The organism is Telluria sp. B2 (genome assembly GCF_051789535.1).
In the GTDB taxonomy this organism is placed as follows: domain Bacteria; phylum Pseudomonadota; class Gammaproteobacteria; order Burkholderiales; family Burkholderiaceae_D; genus Telluria.
Window position 1 is genome coordinate 1,138,805 of record NZ_CP196525.1, and the last position, 20,766, is coordinate 1,159,570.

13 protein-coding genes, 1 tRNA gene and 1 pseudogene are annotated in these 20,766 nt (G+C 65.1%); 8 read left to right on the top strand and 7 right to left on the bottom strand.

All coding sequences use genetic code 11. The features are described 5' to 3' along the window. The first annotated feature begins 23 nt into the window (after positions 1–23). The 7 genes from ACSUZJ_RS05145 (at position 24) to ACSUZJ_RS05175 (ending at position 6,730) form a co-directional block, all read left to right on the top strand. Entirely contained in the window at positions 24–1,040 is a 1,017-nt protein-coding gene (locus tag ACSUZJ_RS05145) for a class 1 fructose-bisphosphatase (RefSeq protein ID WP_499413922.1), read from the top strand. 98 nt (positions 1,041–1,138) lie between these two features. Further along, positions 1,139–1,214, top strand: a tRNA-Thr gene (locus tag ACSUZJ_RS05150). Positions 1,215–1,862: 648 nt separating this feature from the next. Further along, complete coding sequence (locus ACSUZJ_RS05155; protein ID WP_499413924.1) at positions 1,863–2,723, top strand: ElaB/YgaM/YqjD family protein; 861 nt, start codon at positions 1,863–1,865, stop codon at positions 2,721–2,723. An 88-nt stretch (positions 2,724–2,811) separates the two neighbouring features. Next, positions 2,812–3,801 carry a hypothetical protein gene (locus tag ACSUZJ_RS05160; RefSeq protein WP_499413926.1) on the top strand — a complete coding sequence of 330 codons (990 nt, stop codon included), beginning with the start codon at positions 2,812–2,814 and terminating at the stop codon, positions 3,799–3,801. A gap of 275 nt (positions 3,802–4,076) precedes the next feature. Continuing rightward, on the top strand, positions 4,077–4,508 hold the full coding sequence (locus ACSUZJ_RS05165; protein ID WP_499413928.1) for a DUF2231 domain-containing protein: 432 nt from the start codon (positions 4,077–4,079) through the stop codon (positions 4,506–4,508). Next, positions 4,505–5,797, top strand: coding sequence for a PQQ-dependent sugar dehydrogenase (locus ACSUZJ_RS05170; protein WP_499413930.1), 1,293 nt, complete (start codon positions 4,505–4,507; stop codon positions 5,795–5,797). The genes ACSUZJ_RS05165 and ACSUZJ_RS05170 overlap by 4 nt, the downstream gene beginning before the upstream one ends. 642 nt (positions 5,798–6,439) lie before the next feature. Continuing rightward, positions 6,440–6,730, top strand: a complete 291-nt coding sequence (locus tag ACSUZJ_RS05175) for a hypothetical protein (RefSeq protein WP_499413932.1) — start codon at positions 6,440–6,442, stop codon at positions 6,728–6,730. Between the two features lie 243 nt (positions 6,731–6,973). On the opposite strand, the gene ACSUZJ_RS05180 is transcribed toward ACSUZJ_RS05175, so the two are convergent. Both ACSUZJ_RS05180 and ACSUZJ_RS05185 read right to left on the bottom strand, forming a co-directional pair. Beyond that, positions 6,974–10,054, bottom strand: coding sequence for an efflux RND transporter permease subunit (locus ACSUZJ_RS05180; RefSeq protein ID WP_499416449.1), 3,081 nt, complete (start codon positions 10,052–10,054; stop codon positions 6,974–6,976). Between the two features lie 181 nt (positions 10,055–10,235). After that, a pseudogene (locus tag ACSUZJ_RS05185) lies at positions 10,236–11,297 on the bottom strand (efflux RND transporter periplasmic adaptor subunit); the annotation flags it as partial. Between the two features lie 108 nt (positions 11,298–11,405). On the opposite strand from ACSUZJ_RS05185, the gene ACSUZJ_RS05190 reads away from it, so the two are divergent. Continuing rightward, on the top strand, positions 11,406–11,750 hold the full coding sequence (locus ACSUZJ_RS05190; protein ID WP_499413934.1) for a hypothetical protein: 345 nt from the start codon (positions 11,406–11,408) through the stop codon (positions 11,748–11,750). A gap of 507 nt (positions 11,751–12,257) precedes the next feature. Here the strand turns inward: ACSUZJ_RS05190 and ACSUZJ_RS05195 are convergent. The 5 genes from ACSUZJ_RS05195 to ACSUZJ_RS05215 form a co-directional block, all read right to left on the bottom strand. Next, positions 12,258–12,995: a 2OG-Fe dioxygenase family protein gene (locus ACSUZJ_RS05195; RefSeq protein WP_499413936.1), complete on the bottom strand. Its 738-nt coding sequence runs from the start codon at positions 12,993–12,995 to the stop codon at positions 12,258–12,260. A gap of 72 nt (positions 12,996–13,067) precedes the next feature. Next, positions 13,068–15,125: a TonB-dependent receptor gene (locus tag ACSUZJ_RS05200; RefSeq protein WP_499413938.1), complete on the bottom strand. Its 2,058-nt coding sequence runs from the start codon at positions 15,123–15,125 to the stop codon at positions 13,068–13,070. After that, a complete protein-coding gene (locus ACSUZJ_RS05205) occupies positions 15,122–15,622 on the bottom strand; it encodes a DUF6702 family protein (RefSeq protein ID WP_499413940.1) in 501 nt (166 codons plus the stop codon). The genes ACSUZJ_RS05200 and ACSUZJ_RS05205 overlap by 4 nt, the downstream gene beginning before the upstream one ends. Continuing rightward, a complete protein-coding gene (locus ACSUZJ_RS05210; protein ID WP_499413942.1) occupies positions 15,619–18,003 on the bottom strand; it encodes a M1 family metallopeptidase in 2,385 nt (794 codons plus the stop codon). Before ACSUZJ_RS05210 ends, ACSUZJ_RS05205 begins: the two co-directional genes overlap by 4 nt. Before the next feature lie 278 nt (positions 18,004–18,281). Further along, positions 18,282–20,675, bottom strand: coding sequence for a M1 family metallopeptidase (locus ACSUZJ_RS05215; RefSeq protein ID WP_499413944.1), 2,394 nt, complete (start codon positions 20,673–20,675; stop codon positions 18,282–18,284). Positions 20,676–20,766: the final 91 nt, after the last annotated feature.

Genomic DNA, 20,766 nt, shown 5'->3' on the forward strand with positions numbered 1-20,766 from the left:
TCAATACCAAGTAAAGGAAGTCCATGAAACGCGTCAGTCTCACGCAACACCTGGTGGAGGAGCAGCGCCTCCACAATACGATTCCGGCCGAGCTGCGCCTCCTGATCGAGGTCGTGGCCCGCGCCTGCAAGCGCATCAGCTACGAAGTCAGCAAGGGCGCGCTGGGCGACATCCTCGGCAGCGCCGACACCGAGAACATCCAGGGCGAAGTGCAGAAGAAGCTCGACGTGATCTCGAACGAGATCCTGCTCGAAGCGAACGAATGGGGTGGCCACCTGGCGGCCATGGCGTCGGAAGAGATGGAAAGCATCCACCCGATCCCGAACCGCTACCCGAAGGGCGAATACATGCTGCTCTTCGATCCGCTCGACGGCTCCTCGAACATCGACGTCAACGTCTCGATCGGCACCATCTTCTCGGTGCTGAAGGCGCCGGAAGGCATGGGCGAGCCGACCGAGGAAGCCTTCCTGCAGCCTGGCACGGCGCAGGTGGCCGCCGGCTACGCCGTGTATGGCCCGCAGACCATGCTGGTGCTGACCACCGGCGACGGCGTGGACTGCTTCACGCTCGACCGCGAAATGGGTTCCTGGGTCCGCACCCAGACCAATATGCAGATCCCGGCCTCGACCAAGGAGTTCGCAATCAACATGTCCAATAAACGCCACTGGCACCCGCCGGTGCAGCGCTATGTCGACGAGATGCTGGCCGGTAAGACCGGTGCGCGCGGCAAGGATTTCAACATGCGCTGGATCGCCTCGATGGTGGCCGACGTGCACCGCATCCTGAACCGCGGCGGCGTTTTCATGTACCCGGCCGACATGCGCGACCCCTCGCAGCCGGGCAAGCTGCGCCTGATGTACGAAGCGAACCCGATGGCGATGATCGTCGAGCAGGCCGGCGGCGCCGCCACCGATGGCCGCGGCCGCATCATGGAAATCCCGCCGACCAAACTGCACCAGCGCGTGCCGGTCTTCCTCGGCTCGAAGGAGGAGGTCGAGCTGGTGACCCGTTATCACAGCGAGCACGCCGGCGAGCAGTAATTTTTTGGCAAATCCCGCGCGAAATTGCCGAGTCGGACTAGCACGTTTGCCACGTTGTTGCTAGAATACGGCTCTTCGTCGGGATTGCCTGGCGTAGAGCCGCTGTAGCTCAGTCGGTAGAGCAGCGCATTCGTAATGCGAAGGTCACCAGTTCGATTCCGGTCAGCGGCACCAAGAATTCAGAAGTATCGACGTATTCGACAAAAAGCCCAGCTTTGTAGCTGGGCTTTTTGTTTTCCGCTTTCGGTTTTCGCAGGGTGGGCACCTGTGCCCACGCGGTGGTGCTCATGAATACCGCACATCCTCCGCGAGGCGTTTGGTCGCGCATCGACTCCAGCTCTCCTGCAAACCCAGACGCCGCAACCTCGTGGGTTCGAGAACCTACCCTACGCCCATCATTGCTTGTGCACAGGAAATCGATTTTTCCTGTACGCCGCTCTTTTCCCGCTTTCCCCCTCTCATCTTCACGCAAACTGCATTGATCCTACAGCTCTGTTAGCCAGCGCACTGTCCGGCCCTCCCATCCGTTATATTTTTTGTATCGCGACGCGGTTTTCCCGACGGCCGCAATCGTGCAGTACGCCAGATCGGCGTACGCTTGCAGACGGGATGCGAAATCGACGTGCTATGAACGGAACTTTTGAGTTCTCCTGAGGTCATCGATATGAATCCTTGACCGAAGGCAAAATCCGAATGATCCATTGATGTAGCGCAGTTCATTCTCGCGCCTCCGTTTTGTTTCGAGCGGAATCGAGGAAGAATGTGGTGATGGTCGAGTATCGGTCTACTCCGCGTTGGTCTAATTTTTAAGAGGACAAAGTCATGGATAATCAAAAGTCGAGCGAGGGAAAAGGCGTTGATGCCGGCCGTCAAGGTACCGGCAACAGCATGGGTAAAGACCAGCAATCGAGCCTGGGCAAGGACCAGCAATCCGGCGCCAGCAGCCAGAAGGGCGCTTCGGGTTCGTCGGGTAGCACCGGCACCTCGTCGGGCAGCCTGAGCGGCACCTCGTCGTCGAGCGCCAGCCCGGCAACGAGCACCAGCACCGGCGCCGTCGGCGGCACCAGCAACGCCGGCACCGCCAGCAGCGCAGCCGGCTCCTCGGGCGGCATGGGTTCGTCGTCGAGCGGCATGGGTTCGTCCACCGGCTCGGGCTCGTCCAGCAACATGGGTTCCTCCAGCGGCATGGGTTCGTCCACGTCGGGTTCGGGCACCTCGGGTGCGATGGGCAGCTCGTCCACGTCGGGTTCGGGCACCTCGGGCACCTCTGGCGCCATGGGCAGCTCGTCGACCTCGGGTTCGGGCAGCTCCTCGGGCGCCATGGGCGGCTCAAGCAGCATGAGCACCGGCAGCGATTCGTCGTCGAAGGATTCGAGCATGATGGCTTCGATGAAGCCGGAAGAAATGCACAAGTCGATCGACAAGGCTGCCCAGGCAGCCCAGCCAATGGTCGAGCGCGTCGTCAGCAGCGCCCACGCCGGCGTCGACAAGCTGAGCGGCATGCTGAGCAGCGCCTCCGAAACCCTCGGCAGCCGCAAGGTGCAGGTGAACGACACCTACCAGCAACTGGCTGACTCCGGCCGCGAATACATCCGCAACAAGCCGGGCACCGCCGTCGCCATCGCGCTGGGCGCAGGCTACATCCTGGCCAAGCTGCTGGGCAGCAACCGCCGCGACTACTGATCCGGCGTTCGCCTGACCGACATCCCGGCCGAGCCCAGTTCGGCCGGGATGCGGTGCTTCATCAAAAAAAGAATTCATCGGGGAGGCCATGCAAGCTCATTCAGCGAGCGGGGCAACGCACGCCCCTGCGAGTGTTCCCGCTGCGGGTAATTCCGCTGCAGGCGCTCCCGCTGCAGGTGCTCCCATCATCGCGGCCGAGAGCCTGCCCGACGCTGCCTCCGTGCTTGCCCCCGACGCTTTGCGATCCGGCGTCTCCTGGGACGCGGTCTTCGCCGGCGCAACAAGCGCCGCAGCATTCTCCCTCGTCTTCATCCTGCTTGGTTCCGGCCTGGGCTTTGCCGCCGTCTCGCCCTGGACAGACAACAAGGGCGTCGCCCTCGGCGTGTCCGCCATCCTCTGGCTCGTCTTCACCCAGCTTGCCGCCGCGGCGCTTGGTGGCTTCCTGGCAGGCCGCCTGCGCATGAAGTGGGCGCGCATCCATGACGGCGATGTCTATTTTCGCGATACCGCCCATGGCCTCCTGAGCTGGGCGGTGTCCACGCTCGTCATGGCCGTCTTCTCCGGCGGCGTCATCGGCACCATGGCCGGCGGCGCGGCCGATACCGGCGCCGTTACCGCCGCGGCGGCGCACAAGGCCGCAGCCACGGCGATGGCGCCGAATGGCGACGCCGCCCATTCGCCCGACTACCTGATCGACGTCATGCTGCGCAGCGAGCGGACAGGTCCCGCGGACGCCGCCCTGCGTCAGGAAGCCATGCGCGTCCTCGCCAGCGGCGTGGCCAGGGGCCGCCTGGCCGTCTCCGACCGCGCCTGGTTGACCCGGCGCATTGCCGACCGCACCGGCCTGGACCGGGAAGATGCAGGGAAGCGCGTGGACGACGCCTTTGCCGGCTTTGCCGCGGCCGCGGAGAAGGCCAAGGTGGCGACGCGCGAGGCGCTCGAGAATACGCGCAAGGCGGCCGCAAGCACGGCGCTGTGGCTGACTGCGGCGCTGCTGCTGGGGGCGTTTGTCGCCAGCTGGTGCGCGACGATCGGGGGCAGGCTGCGCGACGGGCTCGCTGCCACAGGCGGCCGTTAGCGCAAGGAGGGCATGCGCGTGCGTTCGATACTGCTGTGGCTGCTGGATGTGCCGATTCCGATCATCATCCTGATCGCGGTGCTGACCTGAGGCGCCGCTTGTGGGCTGACTTCAGGTCAAACTAGCGCAATTTGCATGCCTGGACCGGGTTCCGTTATCGACTCCGCGTACAACTACTGCCCCGTTCCTACGTATTTTTCCGGAGGCCAACTTTGTTATGGAAATTTTACATAATCGATATAATTCGTGCCCCCAATTTCATGAAGGACAGTTAAATGTCTTCGTCAGCAACACCCAGCCTGGCATATCGAAGCCAGCCTGGCCCTCTTCATACGATCCTGCTTGCCGGGACCGTTCCTCTGTTCCTGGGCGCACTACTGGCTGATATCGCCTACTTCAATTCTTACCAGATTCAGTGGAGTAACTTCGCGTCCTGGCTGAATGCCGGTGGCGAATTATTCTGCGGGCTCGCTCTCGTGTGTGCGCTGGTCAACCTGGTTCGGGCAAAACAGAAAGCAGGGCAGCCCCTGGTGTACTTCGTGTTGCTGCTGGCGACCTGGGTGCTTGGACTGGTGACTGCCTTCCAGCATGCAAAGGACGCCTTTGCCGTCATGCCGGCGGGTCTTGTCTTGTCGGCCATCGTTTTCGTTCTTGGTCTCGTCACCGTCCGGGTCGGACTGAACGCAGGTGCGGGAGGTGCAAAATGAAACGTTCGAGCGCACTGACATTGATGAGCGTGGCGCTGCTGTTGAGCGCATGCAGTAACGAGGGCGCGAGCACGCAGGCACACGGACCGGATCCCAAGCTGCCGGAGCCGCACCGTGGTTTGCTGCCCAACATGAAAATTGCCGAGCCGGTAGCATGGGGCAATAAAAAGCCGATCGTACCCGAGGGTTACACCATCGATGCGATCGCAACCGACCTGAAAATCCCGCGCCAGACCCTGGTTCTGCCGAATGGCGATATCCTGGTGGCCGAAGGTCGCGGCGGCAACGCGGCGAAACTCAAGCCGAAGGACGTCATCGCCGGCTACATCAAGGCCAAGGGCACCACCCCGGTCAAGGGTGGCAATCGCCTGACCCTGCTGCGCGACGCCGACGGCGACGGCCGCTACGAGGTGCAAACGGTCTTCGCGGAAAACCTGAATGCTCCGTATGGCCTGGCCTTTGCCAATAACAAGGTATACGTCGCCAACCAGGATGAGCTGGTCAGCTTCGACTACCAGGAAGGTCAGACCAAGGCCAGCGGCGCGCCGACCAGCATCGCGCGACTGCCTTCGGAGATCAACCACCACTGGACCAAGTCGATGGCCATCAGCTCCGATGGACGCTTCGCCTATGTCGGTATCGGCTCGAACAGCAATATCACCGAGCGCGGCATGGAAGCTGAACTCGACCGGGCCCAGGTGTGGCAGATCGACGTGAATACGGGGGCGCACAAGCCTTACGCGACCGGCGTGCGCAATCCGACGGCCTTGGCCATTCACCCGGAAACCAAGCAGCTGTGGGCAGTCTCCAACGAGCGCGATGAGCTGGGCCCGGATCTGGTACCGGACTACCTGACTTCGCTGCGCGAAGGCGGCTTCTACGGATGGCCATACAGCTACTGGGGCCAGAACGTCGATACGCGCGTGCAGCCGCAGAACCCGCAAAAGGTTGCTGCCGCCATCAAGCCCGACTACAGCCTGGGCTCGCACGTCGCCGCGCTGGGCGTGGACTTTTCCGTGCCGGCAATGGGCGACAAGTTTGGCCAGGGCGCTTTCGTCGGTGAGCATGGCAGCTGGAACCGTGCCAATCCTGTTGGCTACAAAGTGGTCTTTGTACCGTTCAGCAACGGGCGTCCCGCCGGCGAGCCGGTCGACTTCGTGACCGGCTTCCGTGATCCCGATGGCAAGACGCGTGGGCGCCCAGTGGGCGTCACCGTCGACCCGCGCGGCGCACTGATCGTTGCGGACGATCTGTCGAACACCGTCTGGAGAGTGGCCCCGAAGCGGTGAATCCAGGTTCACCGCGACATTCAACCAGGCTCATTGAGCAAGCCTGACTGAACCGGCGGCAAGCAATAGCGCTGCCGGATGCATCAAGCAAAAACGCCGGCCTGGGAGCCGGCGTTTTTGTTGGCCTGTCGCATAAGCTGCACAAGCTGGGGGCACACAAGCTGGGGTCACACAAGCTGGGGTCAGGTCTGACATTCAGACACGACCTCGACAAGAACCTGACTGACATGGCTGATGTCGTGTCCGAATGTCAGACCTGACCCCATGCCGGGTTTTGACCCCATGCCGGGTTTCTGTCGAGGTCGTGTCCAGATGTCAGACCTGACCCCATGCCGAGATGTCAGACCTGACCCCATGTCGCATGTCTGGCTGACATGCTGTGGCTGGCCGTGGTGCTGCTGCTTGGCGCTTTCGTCGCCAGCTGGTACGCGAGCATTGAGGCAGGATGCGCGACGGTCGCACAGGCGCCGAACGAAGCGCGTCTCGCCCGCCTGCGGCGACAATATCGGAAACGAAGACCTGAGCGATGAAAACATAGAATGTACGAAGCGTCCTACGCTAGCGCTAGCGCCCATCTTATGTTCGTCGCTTGACTACCCCATCATGATCATGATGGTTGCAGCGACCCACAAGGAGATGATCATGAAAAGATTTCACGGCATTCTCATCGGTAGCATGACAGCACTGTTCCTGTCGGCATGTAATACGACGGGCATGGGCAGCAGTGACATGGGCGGCAGCTCAGCGACGGGGGCGGGCGCCGGCGGTTCCAGCGTGAGCGGCACGACCAACGGCAGCTCGATGGGTACCAGCGGCAGCGGCCAGAGCGGTACCGGTAGCCCGGGTACGACAGGCGCATCGGGACAGGGCGCAGGAGCGACCTCGACGACTCCTCCGACGACCTCGGGCATGCCCCCGACAGGTCAGCGTTAATTTTTTTCGGGCTGAAGCCTGGCTGTTGTTGCCGGGCGGCGTAGCAGTGCCGTTCTTATTGCAAGAACGCAACAGGGCAGCACAACACTGCAGCGTCGACTGACAAGCGAACGCGACCTCAGCCTGCGTGCGACCCACGGCAGAAAGCCCGCATATCGAGGGGCAAGGACAGTTTCTGCATGTCAGCCTTACCCTCGCCGCCGGGCTCCGCACCGGCGTTTTGTCGTTTTCCCTGCCTGCGCTTCACTTCATCGCACTCGGCTCTTCCCGCTTCGCCGCCACCTCCTTCGGATGCCGCTGCATCCTGCGTACCCCGCGCCACATCAGGTTCTTGAAGTCGTCCACATAGGTAAACACCGCCGGCACCACCAGCAAGCTGAGCAGCGTCGAGGTGATCAGGCCGCCGATCACGGCAATCGCCATCGGCGAGCGGAAGCTCGGGTCGCCCGACAGGCCCAGGGCCAGCGGCAGCATGCCGGCGCCCATGGCGATGGTGGTCATGACGATCGGGCGCGAACGCTTGTGGCAAGCGTCGACCAGGGCGTCGAAGCGCGTCATGCCGGCCTTGCGCGCCAGGATGGCGTAGTCGACCAGCAGGATCGAGTTCTTGGTCACGATCCCCATCAGCATGATCAGGCCGATCATGGACGGCATCGACAGCCCGCTGCTGGTGACGAGCAGGGCGACGAAGGCGCCGCCGATCGACAGCGGCAGCGCGGCCAGGATGGTCAGCGGCTGCATGAAGTCGGCGAACAGCAGCACCAGCACGCCGTAGATGCAGAGCACGCCGATGGTCATCGCAATGCCGAAGCTCGCGAACAGCGCCTGCATCTCCTGGGCGTCGCCCAACTCGGCGATGGTGACCGAAGCCGGCAGGTTCCGGAAGGCAGGCAGGGCGCGCGCCTCGGCGTTCACTTCGCCCAGCGAGCGGCCCGACAACTCCACCGCCAGCGTCACGTTGCGGCTGCGGTTCAGGCGGTCGATCTGGGCCGGGCCGCTCTCCATCCTGATGTCGGCGACGCTGGCGAGCAGCACCGGCCCGTTCTTGCCCGGCACGGTCAGGCGGCCGATGGCGTCGAGGTCGGCGCGCACGGCGTCGGGCAGCTTGACGCGGATCGGGACCTGGCGCTCGGACAGGTTCATTTTCGGCAGCGCCTGGTCGTAGTCGCCGGCGGTGGCCACGCGCACCGTCTCGCCGATCGCCGCGGCGGTGACGCCCAGGTCCGCGGCGCGCGCAAAATCGGGCCGCACGATGATCTCGGGGCGCACCAGCGAGGCGCTCGAGCTCACATTCCCGATGCCCTGCAGCGTGCGCAAATCGCGCTCGGCGCGCTGGGCGGCGGCGGTAAGGGCGGCCGGGTCGTCGCTCCTGAGCACGAGCTGCAGCTTGCTGCCGGTGTCGGGCTGGCCGACGGTGAAGCGCGCACCGGGGATGTTCGCCAGTTGCGTGCGCATCTTGCGCTCCAGCCCGGCCAGGGTCTCGTCGCGGTCGCTGCGGTGCACGGTGGTGACGGTCAGCACGGCGCGGCGCGCCTCGGCCGCGGCGCCGGGAGCGAAGGCGTCGCCACTGGAGCCGCCGCCGATCGAGGAGAAGACGCCGGTGACGCCGGGAATGCGCATCGCCGCCTGGCGCGCCTGCTCGGCCACCGCATGGGTCTGCGCGAGCGTCGCGCCGGGCGGCAGTTCGACGTTGATCAGGGTCTGGCCGCGGTCGGCCGCCGGCACGAAGCCGGTCGGCAGCAGCGGCACCAGCGCGATCGAACCGGCGAAGAACACGCCCGCCGCGATCGCGGTGGGCAAACGGTGGCGCAGGCACCACTGCATCACGCCCATGTAGCGGCGCATGAGCGGACCGTCCTTTTGCTCGTGCGGCTTGGCCGGTTTCAGGAGGTAGGCGGCCATCATCGGCGTCAGCAGGCGCGCCACGATCAGCGAGGCGAGGATCGCCAGCACCGCCGTCCAGCCGAACTGCTTGAAGAAGCGTCCCGGAATGCCGCCCATGAAGGCGGTCGGCAGGAACACCGCCACCAGCGAGAAGGTGGTGGCGATCACCGCCATGCCGATCTCGTCGGCCGCTTCCAGTGCGGCCTGCATCGGCGTCTTCCCCATCTGCAGGTGGCGCGCGATGTTCTCGATCTCGACGATGGCGTCGTCCACCAGCACGCCGACCACCAGCGCCAGCGACAGCAGCGTGACCATGTTCAGCGTGTAGCCGAACAGGTACTGGCCGAGGAAGGCCGGGATCACCGACAGCGGCAGCGCCGCGGCGGCGACAAAGGTGGCGCGCCAGTCACGCAGGAAGAACCACACCACTACCACGGCCAGCACCGCGCCTTCGTACAGCATCTCCATCGAGGCATCGAAGTTTTCCTGCACCGGCGCGGCGTTGTCGACCACTTCGCGCAGCACCACGTTCGGGTGCTCCTTCTGCAGCTGGGCCACCGCGGCGCGGGCGCCTGCGGCGACTTCGGTTTCGCTGGCGCCGCGGGTGCGGAAGATCTCGAAGCCGACCACGCGGCGCCCGTCCTGCTCGGCCAGGGCGCGCGGCTCGGCCACGGTGTCGATCACTTTCGCCACTTCGTCCAGGCGCACGCGGCGCCCGTCCGGCAGGGGGATGTCCATGCGCGCCAGCTCCTGGGCGCTGGCGACGGTGGCGAGGGTACGCACCGACTGCTCGGCGCCGCTCACGTCTCCGCGTCCGCCCGGACTCTCCCGCTGCACGTTGCGCAGCTGGCGCGACACGTCCAGCGCCGACACGCGCAGCGCCGCCATGCGCGCATCGTCGAGTTCGACGCGGATCTCGCGGTTGACGCCGCCGACGCGCTTGACCGCGCCCATGCCGGGCACGCTCAGCAGGCGTTTCGACACGGCGTTGTCGACGAACCAGCTCAGTTCCTGGTCGTCCAGGCCGGCCGCGCCCGCTGCGTTGGGTTTGGCCGTGGCGGTGAAGGTCAGCACCGCGCGGCCGGCGGTGGCGGTCTTGGTCACGCTCGGCTCGCGCATCTCGGCCGGCATGTCGGAGCGCACCTGGGAGACGGCATCGCGCACGTCGTTCACCGCATCCGACAGGTTCTTGTCGAGGATGAATTCGACGGTGACGGTGGCCACGCCGTCGAGCACGCGCGTATAGATGTTCTTCACGCCCTGCAGGGTGGCGACCGAGTCCTCGATCTTGCGCGCGACCTCGGTCTCGAGCTGGGCCGGCGCCGCGCCCTCGAGCGTGGCGGTGACGGTCACGATCGGCAGTTCGATGTCGGGGAAGAACTGGACCTTGTTGGCCTTGAAGGCCAGGATGCCCGCGAAGGTGAGCAGGGCGAACAGCAGGATCGCCGGAATCGGGTTGCGGATCGAGAGGGCGGAGAAGTTCATCGATGGCCCCTCAGCGCGCCGCGGGACCGGCCGGCGCGGCAGCGGCGACGTCCGCCTTGCCGGCGGCAGGAACGTTCTTCACCAAGTCGCCATCGTTCAGGAAGCCGGCGCCGCTGACGACGACCTGCGCGTCCGGCGCCAGGCCTTTCACCACCTCGATGCGTTCGCCCAGGCGCCGTCCGGTATCGACCTTCAGCTGGCTGACGCGGTTGTCCGGGTTCAGCCGGAACACGTAATTGAAACCGTCGCGCACGGCGATCGCCTGCTGCGGCACGGTCAGCGCGCTCGATTCGCCGAGCTCGAACTGGCCGCCGGCGAACATGCCCGCCTTCAGGGGCGCGTCGGCGTGCATGGCGGGCGGCAGGTCGACGTAGACGAGGGCGGTACGGGTCTGGGCGTCGACGGTCGGCGCGACCATGCGCACCTTGCCGCTCACCTCGGCGCCGTTGGCCGCCTTCACGATCGCGCGCGTGCCCGGCCTGATGCGGCCGATGTCGGCCGCCGTGACCTCGGCGCGCCACTCCAGGCGGCCCTGGCGGATCAGGCGGAACAGTTCGGTGCCGACGCCGACCACGGCGCCGACGGTGGCGCTGCGCGCCGAGATCACGCCGCTGTCGGGCGCGACCACTTTGGTGTACTTCAGGCGCAGCTGCTGCTGGGTGAGCGTGGCGCGGGCCGCGGCCACGCGCGCCGCGGCGGTATTCGCGGCGGTAACGTACTGCGCCACCTGCTGCTCGCTCATCGCGCCGGACGCGCGCAGGGCTTCGCCGCGTTTCGCGTTGGCGGCGGCCTCCGCCGCGGTGGCCTGGGCTTCGTCCAGCGCCGCGCGCGCCTGGGCCACGTCGGCGTTGACGGTGTCGGCCGAGAACACGGCCAGCACGTCGCCCTTGCTGACCACGTCGCCGACGTTCACCCTGACCTCGAGCAGGCGCAGCCCGCCCGACTCGCTGCCGACGATCGCCTCCTGCCAGGCGGCGACATTGCCGTTGGCCCCCAGGCGCAGCGGCAGGGTGGCCGTGCTCGGCCGCGCCGTGGTGACGGTCAACGCGGGCGTGGCTGGCGCGTTCTTCTTCTCATCGGCGCCGCGGCCGCAGCCGCCCAGTGCAAACAGGATCAGGGCGGCCGCGCCGGCGCGCAGGAGAGGTCGGGTAGTCATCGAGGGCATGTTGGGTTCCGTGGTCTGACGATGCGGTCGCATTCGACGGCATCGGCCAGTTTACCAAAAGGCATAAAAAGTTGACGCGAATTCAAGTTCCTCCTGCATTGCCGGTCCCCGCTACAATGGTTTTTTCTACTGGAGATGAAGATGAAGCGAGCTTTGTTGACTGCCGCGCTGCTTGCCGCGCAGCCTTACTACGCGATGGCGCAGGAACCGTCCAGGGCCGATAAGCCGTGCCGGGCCGACGACAAGGCGGCCGAGCGTGCCTCGGCCGCGCTGCCGGCGCGCGCCGGTACCCATCCGATGCCCGAGCGCGGCACGATCGCGCCGGCCACGCGCGTGCCCTCGACCGTGGACAGCGCGTCGTCGCGCGCGATGGCGGCGGCGCGGGCCCGCGAGCAGCAGGCGGACAGCGAGAAAAAAGAGACGCAGGATGGATGCCAGCCGGCAGCCCGGCAGGCCGCCCCGGCCGAAGGCGCGAAGCAGGGTTGAGCGGTGATCTTGCACCGCAGGGGTGCAATCCTGGCTCCATACGCACCCGGATGATGCACTGCGACATAAAGTGGCGAGCGAGGATGAGGTAGACAGTGGCGCGGGACAGAGTACGTAGGAGAGGGCCGACATGTTTACGGTAGTTTTACCGTATTGCAGCGCACAAAAAAACGCGTTATATTGGAACCGTCTCCTCCAGTTTTTCTCCGAATTACTGGATTGCCGCCCGCTACCGCCAGGTACGCGGGCGTTTTTTTTGCCTGCGAAGGTAACCGTAGGGTGGGCACACCGTGCCCACGCGTTACGCACGGGGCCGCAAGTCGCTGACAGTGAGGTGTCGCCCGCACAGCATCTGGAGGACGGGATCCTTCGCATCGCGCAGGGCTGCGCTCAGCGCTGGCAGGCGATATGTTGTGGCCAACGGTGCAAGGATGCGCACGTAACGCGTGGGCACGGCGTGCCCACCCTACGGTCGCTGCCGATGACTTGCGGTGACGGATGGTTCGATCAGACGTCTTCGCCCTGGAAGGCGCCTGCCCTCCAGGTCAGCACCAGCGTATCGCGGTGCCCGTGCTCCCCGAGCGGCTGGATCGGCGTCGATTCGTGGATGACGGCGGCGTCGTCGAGCAGCAGCATGGTCCAGGGCTCGGTCATGGTGAAGCGCTGGCCGCGCGGGCCGTTCGCTTCGAAGACGCGGGTCTCGCCGCCCTTGATGCCGGCGCGGTCGATCAGGATCACGGCGACGAAGTCGACGCCATCGCGGTGCGCGCCCTCCGGCGTCGGGCGGCCGATGCCGTCGGCGGTGTCGATGCGGAACTGGTGGGCTTCCACGTACCAGGGCTGCGCGCCCTTCACATTCGAGCAGACCGTGCCGAGCGCGCGCAGCAGGCGCTGCCAGGCCGGCTGGGCGATGGTCGCGTCCTCGACCGGCTCGAACAGGCGGTGCATGCCGCCGTGCAGGGCGTTGTACTCGACCGGCTGCCAGTGCGCACGGTGCGGCGTTTGCGCGAGCGTCTCGCCGCTGTCGACGAAGCAGGAATGGCGGCGGCGCCGGTAGCGGCCGCCGTCCTTCAGGTAGTTGTCGAGTTCGAGACGGTCCCAGCTCGGCGCCAGCGCCTGCAGTTCATCCAGCGTGCAGCCGGACAGCGCGGCCACGTCGCTTGGGCGCAGCAGCGCATAACCCTCGCCGCGCAGGGCGTCGACAAGGCGGGAAGGATCGGTATAGGGTGGTTCAGAGGTAATCATCCCGGTAGCGTAGCACTTTTCCCCCGGGGCGGTGGAAGAGGCGGCCCGCCGCCTCTTGCGCTTAGTCAATTTTTACCAGGTCTTCGTGAAGGTCACGCGGAAGGAGCGCGGCTCGATCGGATGGAAGTGGATGTCCTCGCGCGGCGCGGTTTCGCCGGCCAGTTGCGAGGCATAGTAATAGTCGATGGCCGAATCGCGCCGGTTGCCGAGGTTGAAGCCTTCGAGCTCGACCTGCATGTCCTTGCCGATGCGGTAGCCGATCCGTCCGTTGAGGGTGGTGCTGGCCTGCGAGCGCACGCTGTTGTCCTCGATGAGCGGGCGCGGACCGAAGTAGCGCAGGCGCAGCGCCCCCGACCACGGTCCGACCTTGTCGACGGTGAGGGCCAGCTGGCCCACGCCTTCCACGGCTCCCGGAATGCGGTCTCCTTCCGGATTGCCGCCGCGCGAGCGGGCGCGCGCAAAGGCGGCGTCGAAGTCGACCGCCAGCCACTTCAGGGGCCGCCAGTAGTTCGAGAACTCGACACCAATACGGCGGCTGGCGTCGCCCGCTTCGGTCATGCCGGCGTCGCCGATATAGGTCAGTTCGGAGTCGAAGTCGAGCTTGTACAGCGACACGGCGGTCTGCATCTTGGGAATCGCTTCCGTGCGCAGGCCGAGCTCCATGCCGCGCGAACGCACCAGGCCCGGCGTGCGCTCGACGCTTTCCAAGGTCGCCGGGTCGATGCCGGCGACCGTGCCGCGCGCATCGTTGCTGTGGAAGCCGTGGCCGTAGTTCAGGTAGAACTCGGTCGAATCCAGCGGCGCCAGGATCAGGCTCAGCGAAGGGCTGAGCTGGGTGTCGCTGGCGCGCCCGCTGTTTTCCAGGCGGTCGCTGCGCACGTCGAAGCGGTAGCGGTCGGCGCGCACGCCGGCCACCGTGCGCACCACGGCGTTCCAGCGCGTGGCGCTCTCGACGAACAGGCCGCCGCTGGTCTCGACGATGTGGTCCGCGCGCGTGGTCGAGAGCACCTGGCGCGCCCGCGTGTTGTAGAGCCCATTGAAGATGTTGTCGTTCTGCAGGCGCGCGCCGACCGTCAGGTCCGAGGCCATGGTGTCGCTGCGGTGCACGTGCCAGGTCTGGGTGGCGTCCAGGCCGCTGGTCACGCGCCGGTCCGGCTGGGCGAACTGGTCGCCGTTGACCGGGTCGTTGAGAAAGTAGGTGAAGTTCGAGAACAAATCGAGCTGGTTGCGGATCACGTAGGCGCTCAGCCTGGAGGCCGAGTCGGCGTCGGTCTGGCGCCAGATGCCCGACAGGCTGTAGCGGCGTGCGTTGCCGCCGTCGGTCTCGTCGATGGCGTCGAAGCGGCCGATCGAACCGTCCTGCACCGCGCGCAGCGGGATCTGGTCGGTGGCATTCCAACGGCCGCGGTAGGCCATCGCCGTCACGCTCCAGCCGTTGTTGGCGAAGCCGCGGCTGTAGCGCAGCACGGCATTCGTCTTGCGGTAGTCGTCCGGGCGCGTCCACGGACCGTCGTTCTTCATCCCTTCCAAGGCATACAGCAGGACGCCACCGGCCACTTCCGGCGCGCCGGCAACCACGCCGCGCGCGAAGCCGTCCTGGCCCAGCGTGAGGCTGGCGATGTCTTTCACCAGGCGGTTGGCGTAGGTGACTTCGGCGCTGCCGGCCGAGGAAAAGTCGCCGCTGCGCGCCGAGTAGGGGCCCTTGCGGTAGTCGAGGCGGCCGACCAGTTCCGGGATCAGGAAGTTGACGTCGGTCCAGCCCTGGCCGTGGGCGTGGCTGCGCTGGTTGACCGGCATGCCGTCGACCCAGGTCGCCAGGTCCGTGCCGTGGTCGAGGTTGAAACCGCGCAGGTAGAACTGGTTGGCTTTTCCCTCGCCGCTGTGCTGGCTGGCGATCAGGCCCGGCATGGCTTCCAGCATTTCGCCGGGGCGGTAGGCGGTGCGCGCGGCCAGGTCCTTCTGGCCGACGGTGCCGGCGTTGGCGGAATCGGCGATGCCGAGCTGGCTCATGCGCGCGCCTTCGACCAGCACGCGCTGCAGCACGAGGTCGTCCGCCTGCGCGGCGCAGTGGAGGAATAAAGCAGGGAGGGCGCAGAACAGCGCGCAGGGCAGGGGGCGAAGCTGGATCATGGTGTGGGGCGCGTCGGCTGTTCGACGTTGTTGCGGTCAAAGGTGAGGGTGCGCACGGCATTGCCCTCGTTGAGGTTGACGGTGTTGACCTGGTCGGGCAGGAAGTCGGTCAGCACCTCCTGGTGGACGGCGCCGGCCTTCCACAGCGGGGTCTGCTCGACTTCCTGGTAGATCATCACGTAGTCGGCGTTGATCGACATGCCGACCCAGCGCACGTTCAGCCGGGTCCTGTCCTGGCCGTGCAGCCAGAAGCGCTTGTCGATGTACTTGCGCAGCACGTCCTGGTCTTCCGGATCGGACAGGTCGAACTGGCGCCCGTACATGTTGGCCAGCAGGCCCTCGATGTCGTGCGCCATGTAGGTGTGGACGATCTCGGTGCTGCCGGTGCGGGCATTGAAGGAGATGTCCGTGATCCCCGCATGGAAACGATGCGCCCATGCGGCCGTGCTCGCGCACAGCAGCAGGGTGGCAAACAACAGCTTCGCCCAGCGCATCATTGCGCCGCCTTCGGTGCCGCGGCCTCCACAGCCTTCGTTTCAGGCGTCTTCAGTGTCGTATTGAAGTCTTTCATCATGTCGTTCTGCTGCTGGGTCTTGAACAGCTCCAGGCGCGACGGCGTCACCTTCCTCGGCCAGGCATTGTTGCTGGTGTCGATGTCGGCGGTCTCCCAATAGGGGTCCTGGGTGAGCGCGACCATCGGCTCGTCGGTGACGATCAGCTTGGTGATCTTCTTCGGCGAGTAGCGCCACACCTCGGCGGGAATGCGCTCGACATACTTCCTGCCGCTCTTGAGTTCGATTTCCAGTACCAGCGGCGTCACCAGTCCGCCGATGTTCGAAAAATCGACCAGGTACAAATGCTTGCCTTCCTTGAGCAGCGCCTTTTCCCAGTCTTCCAGCTTGGACTGCGACTCCTTGAATTTGTTGCGGTCGGCATTCGTGACGGTGAAGTCGTCGTGCTCGTTGTAGAAGTCCTTCAGCTCGGGGTGCGCATCGACGCGGCGCGGCAGCCCCTTGTTGCGCTGGTCGGTCAGCGAGACCGGCTCGGCCTCCTTCGCCTTGCGGCGCCAGGCCTTCTCGACTTCCGGATCCTGGCTGCTGATGGTGTACTCGCTGATGCCGTCCACGCTCACGTCGACCGCGTCAGTGGTATAGAACCAGCCGCGCCAGAACCAGTCGAGGTCCGTGCCCGAGGCGTCTTCCATGGTGCGGAACAGGTCGGCCGGGGTCGGACGCTTGAACTTCCAGCGGCGGCCGTATTCGCGGAAGGCGAAGTCGAACAGCTCGCGGCCCAGCACCGTTTCGCGCAGCACGTTCAGAGCGGTCGCCGGCTTCGCATAGGCGTTGGCGCCGCGCTGGAGCGTCGACTCCGCATTGGTCATGATCGGCACCTGGTTCTTGCTGCGCATGTAATCGACGATGTTGCGCGGCTCGCCACGCTTGGCCGGGTAACCTTCTTCCCAGGCCTGCTCGGCCAGGAACTGGAGGAAGCTGTTCAGGCCTTCGTCCATCCAGGTCCACTGGCGCTCGTCGGAGTTGACGATCATCGGATAGTAGTTGTGGCCGACCTCGTGGATGATCACGCTGATCAGGCCATACTTGGTCGCCTTCGAATACGTGATCTCGCCGGTCTTCTTGTCCTTCGTCGGACGCGGGCCGTTGAACGAGATCATCGGGTATTCCATGCCGCCCACCGGGCCGTTCACGGAAATGGCGGTCGGGTAGGGGTAGTCGAAGGAGTATTTACTGTACTGCTCGATGGTGTGGATGATGGCCGGCGTGGAGTATTTCTCCCACAGCGGATTACCCTCCTTCGGGTAGTAGGACATTGCCATCACATCGGTAGCGCCGCTCTTGATCGCCTGCGCGTCCCAGATGAACTTGCGGCTCGAGGCAAAGGCGAAATCGCGCACGTTGTCGGCCTTGAAGCGCCAGGTTTTCATCGTCCTGGCGCGGCTCTTTTCCGCAGCCTCGGCCTCGGCCTGGGTGACGATGATGACCGGCTTCTTTGCCTTCTTCGCCTGCGCCAGGCGCTCGCGCTGGGCATCGGTGAGCACCGCGCCCGGGTTCTGCAGCACGCCGGTCGAGGCCACGATGTGATCCGACGGCACCGTGATCTCGACATCGTAGTCGCCGAATTCGAGCGTGAATTCGCCGTCGCCCAGGTACTGCTTGTTCTGCCAGCCGGCGGCATCGTAGTAGGCCGCCATGCGCGGGAACCACTGGGCGATCTCGAAGATGTCGTTGCCGTCTTCCTCGAAGCGCTCGAAGCCCATGCGGCGGCCCAGCACCTTCATCTCGGGGATGTTGAAGCGCCACTCCATCGCGAACGAGAAGCGCGAACCCGGCTTCATCGGCTGCGGCAGGTCGATGCGCATCATGGTCTTGTTGATGACGTGATGCAGCGGGCGGCCGTCCGCCGCCTTCACGCTTTTCACGTTGAAACCACCTTCGAACCGGCGGCTCTCGAAAGCGAAGCGCATGGCGTCGAACTTCACGCCTTCCGCGCCGCCTTTCTGCCAGGCGTCGCGCGACGGGATGGTCGAGATGTTGCGGTTGTCCGAGTCGCCGCGGAACATGTTCTGGTCCAGCTGCACCCACAGGTAGGACAGCGTGTCGGGCGAGTTGTTGGTGTAGGTGACGGTGCCGGAGCCTGTGATGGCGCGCTTGTCCTCGTCCAGCGTGGCGCGCAGCTTGTAGTCGGCGCGCTGCTGCCAGTAGGCGTGGCCCGGGGCGCCGGAAGCGGTGCGGGTGCTGGTCGGCGTGGGCAGCAGCTCGTCGAGCTGGCGGAACTTGTCGTCGAACCTGTCGGCGGCGTGGGCGCCGGCGGACAGGGCGAAGAGGAGGGCGGCGGCGCGCGCCAGGTGCTTCATGTTCATGGGTATGCGAATGGTTTTAAAGCAAAACAACCGGTGGCCGCGCGCGTGCACGGCCACCGGCCTGAACGTAGGGTGGGCACGCCGTGCCCACGCGCTACGTGCGTATGAATTCTTGTTGGCCGCGAGGTATCGCTCGTGACGCTGACCGGAGCCAGGCAGTGCCTAATTGTCGGCCATTACATGCTTCGCGAGCGACACCTCACCGCTGCTGACTGGGGACAGGTACGTAACGCGTGGGCACGGAGTGCCCACCCTACGGTCTCATGCGCCAACAGGCATCACTGCACGACCGGCACCGTCTCCTTCTTCGGCTCCTCCTGCGTCGCCGCCTTTTCTTCCGGCGTCTTCAGCTTGGTATTGAAGTCCTTCATCAGGTCATTGGCCGGCGCCTGCGACTTGAACAGCTCCAGGCGCGACGGCGTCAGCTTGCGCGGCCAGGCGTTGTTCGACTGGTCGATGTCGGCGGTTTCCCAGTACGGGTCCTGGGTCAGCGAGACCATCGGCTCGTCCGTGACGATCAGCTTGGTGATCTTCTTCGGCGAATAGCGCCACACTTCCGCCGGGATGCGCTCGACGTACTTCTTGCCGCTCTTGAGCTGGATCTCCAGCACCAACGGCGTCACCAGCCCGCCGATGTTCGAGAAGTCGACCAGGTAAAGGTGCTTGCCTTCCTTGAGCAGCGCCTTCTCCCAGTCTTCCAGCTTGCCTTGGGCTTCGTTGTACTTGTTGCGGTCGGCATTGGTGACGGTGAAGTCGTCGTGCTCGTTGTAGAAGTCCTTCAGCTCGGGATGCGCGTCGACGCGGCGCGGCATGCCCTTGTTGCGCTGGTCGGTCAGCGAGACCGGCTCGGCTTCCTTCATCTTGCGGCGCCAGGCTTTCTCGGTTTCCGGATTCTGCGAGCTGATCGTGTACTCGCTGATGCCGTCCACGCTCACGTCGACCGCGTCGGTGGTGTAGAACCAGCCGCGCCAGAACCAGTCCAGATCGGTGCCGGACGCGTCCTCCATGGTGCGGAAGAAGTCGGCCGGGGTCGGGCGCTTGAACTTCCAGCGCTGCGCATACTCGCGCAGGGCGAAGTCGAACAGTTCGCGGCCCAGCACCGTCTCGCGCAGCACGGTCAGCGCGGCGGCTGGCTTGGCGTAGGCGTTGTTCCCGAACTGCAGGAGCGACTCCGAGTTGGTCATGATCGGCACCTGGTTGCGGCTCTTCATGTAGTCGGTGATCAGGCGCGGTTCGCCGCGCATCTCCGGCCAGTTCTCTTCCCAGGCTTCCTGGGCCAGGGTCTGCACGAAGGAGTTCAGGCCCTCGTCCATCCAGGTCCACTGGCGCTCGTCGGAGTTGACGATCATCGGGAAGTAGTTGTGGCCCACTTCATGGATGATCACGCCGATCAGGCCATATTTCGTGCGCTTCGAATAGGTGATCTCGCCGGTCTTCTTGTCCCTGGTCGGACGCGGGCCGTTGAAGGTGATCATCGGGTATTCCATGCCGCCCACCGGGCCGTTCACGGAAATCGAGGTCGGGTACGGGTAGTCGAAGGCGTACTTGTTGTACTGCTCGATGGTATGGATGATCGCCTGGGTCGAGTACTTCTCCCACAGCGGATTGCCTTCCTTCGGATAGTAGGACATCGCCATCACGTCGGTATCGCCGCTCTTGATGCCCTGCGCGTCCCAGATGAACTTGCGGCTCGAGGCGAACGCGAAGTCGCGCACGTTCTTCGCCTTGAAATGCCAGGTCTTGGTGGTGGTTGCGCGGCCCTTTTCGGCGGCTTCCGCCTCGGCCTGGGTCACGATGACGACCGGCTTGGTCGCCTTCTTCGCCTGAGCCAGGCGGTCGCGCTGGGTGCTTGTCAGCACCGAGCCCGGGTTCTGTAGCACGCCGGTCGACGCGACGATGTGGTCCGACGGGACCGTGATCTCGACGTCGTAGTCGCCGAATTCGAGCGTGAACTCGCCGGCGCCCAGGAACTGCTTGTGCTGCCAGCCGTAGACGTCGTAGTAGGCCGCCATGCGCGGGAACCACTGGGCAATCTCGAACAGGTCGTTCTTGTCGTCGAATTTCTCGTAGCCCGAACGGCCGCCCAGGACCTTCTGCTCGTTGATTTTATAGTTCCATTCGATGCTGAACGAGAAGCGCTGGCCCGGCTTCAGGGGCTGGGGCAGGTCGATGCGCATCATCGTGCGGTTGATGACATGGGGGAGCTTGCGTCCGTTCGCGTTCACCGCGGTGATGTTGAAGCCGCCCTGGAAGCTCATGGCTTCGAGCGTGGTGCGCATGCTGTCGAACTTCATGCCTTCTTCGGGGCTGCGCGGCTTGGTCCAGGCCTCGCGCGAGACCGCCGTGGCCGACATGCGCGCGTCCGAGTTCGGCTTGTAGATGTTCTGGTCCAGCTGCAGCCACAGGTAATTGAGCGTATCGGGGGAATTGTTGTGGTACGTGATCGTCTCGGCGCCGCGGATCGCGCGGTTGGCTTCATCGAGTGTGGCGCGGATGGTGTAGTCCGCGCGCTGCTGCCAGTAGGCGTGGCCCGGCGCGCCCGACGCCGTGCGGATCGTCGTGGGCGTCGGCAGCAGCTCGTCGAGCTGGCGGAACTTGTCATCAAAAGGTTCGGCCGCAAAAGCAGATGCGCCGAGGCACAGCGCAGCCAGAGCCAATGGCAAACGGATCATGTTTCCCCTGTTTTTATGTTTAGTTTGGAGAAACTATTCTAATGGTATCTTTCGGGCAAGCCTCGGCTGGATTTGTAAAAAAGCTGATACA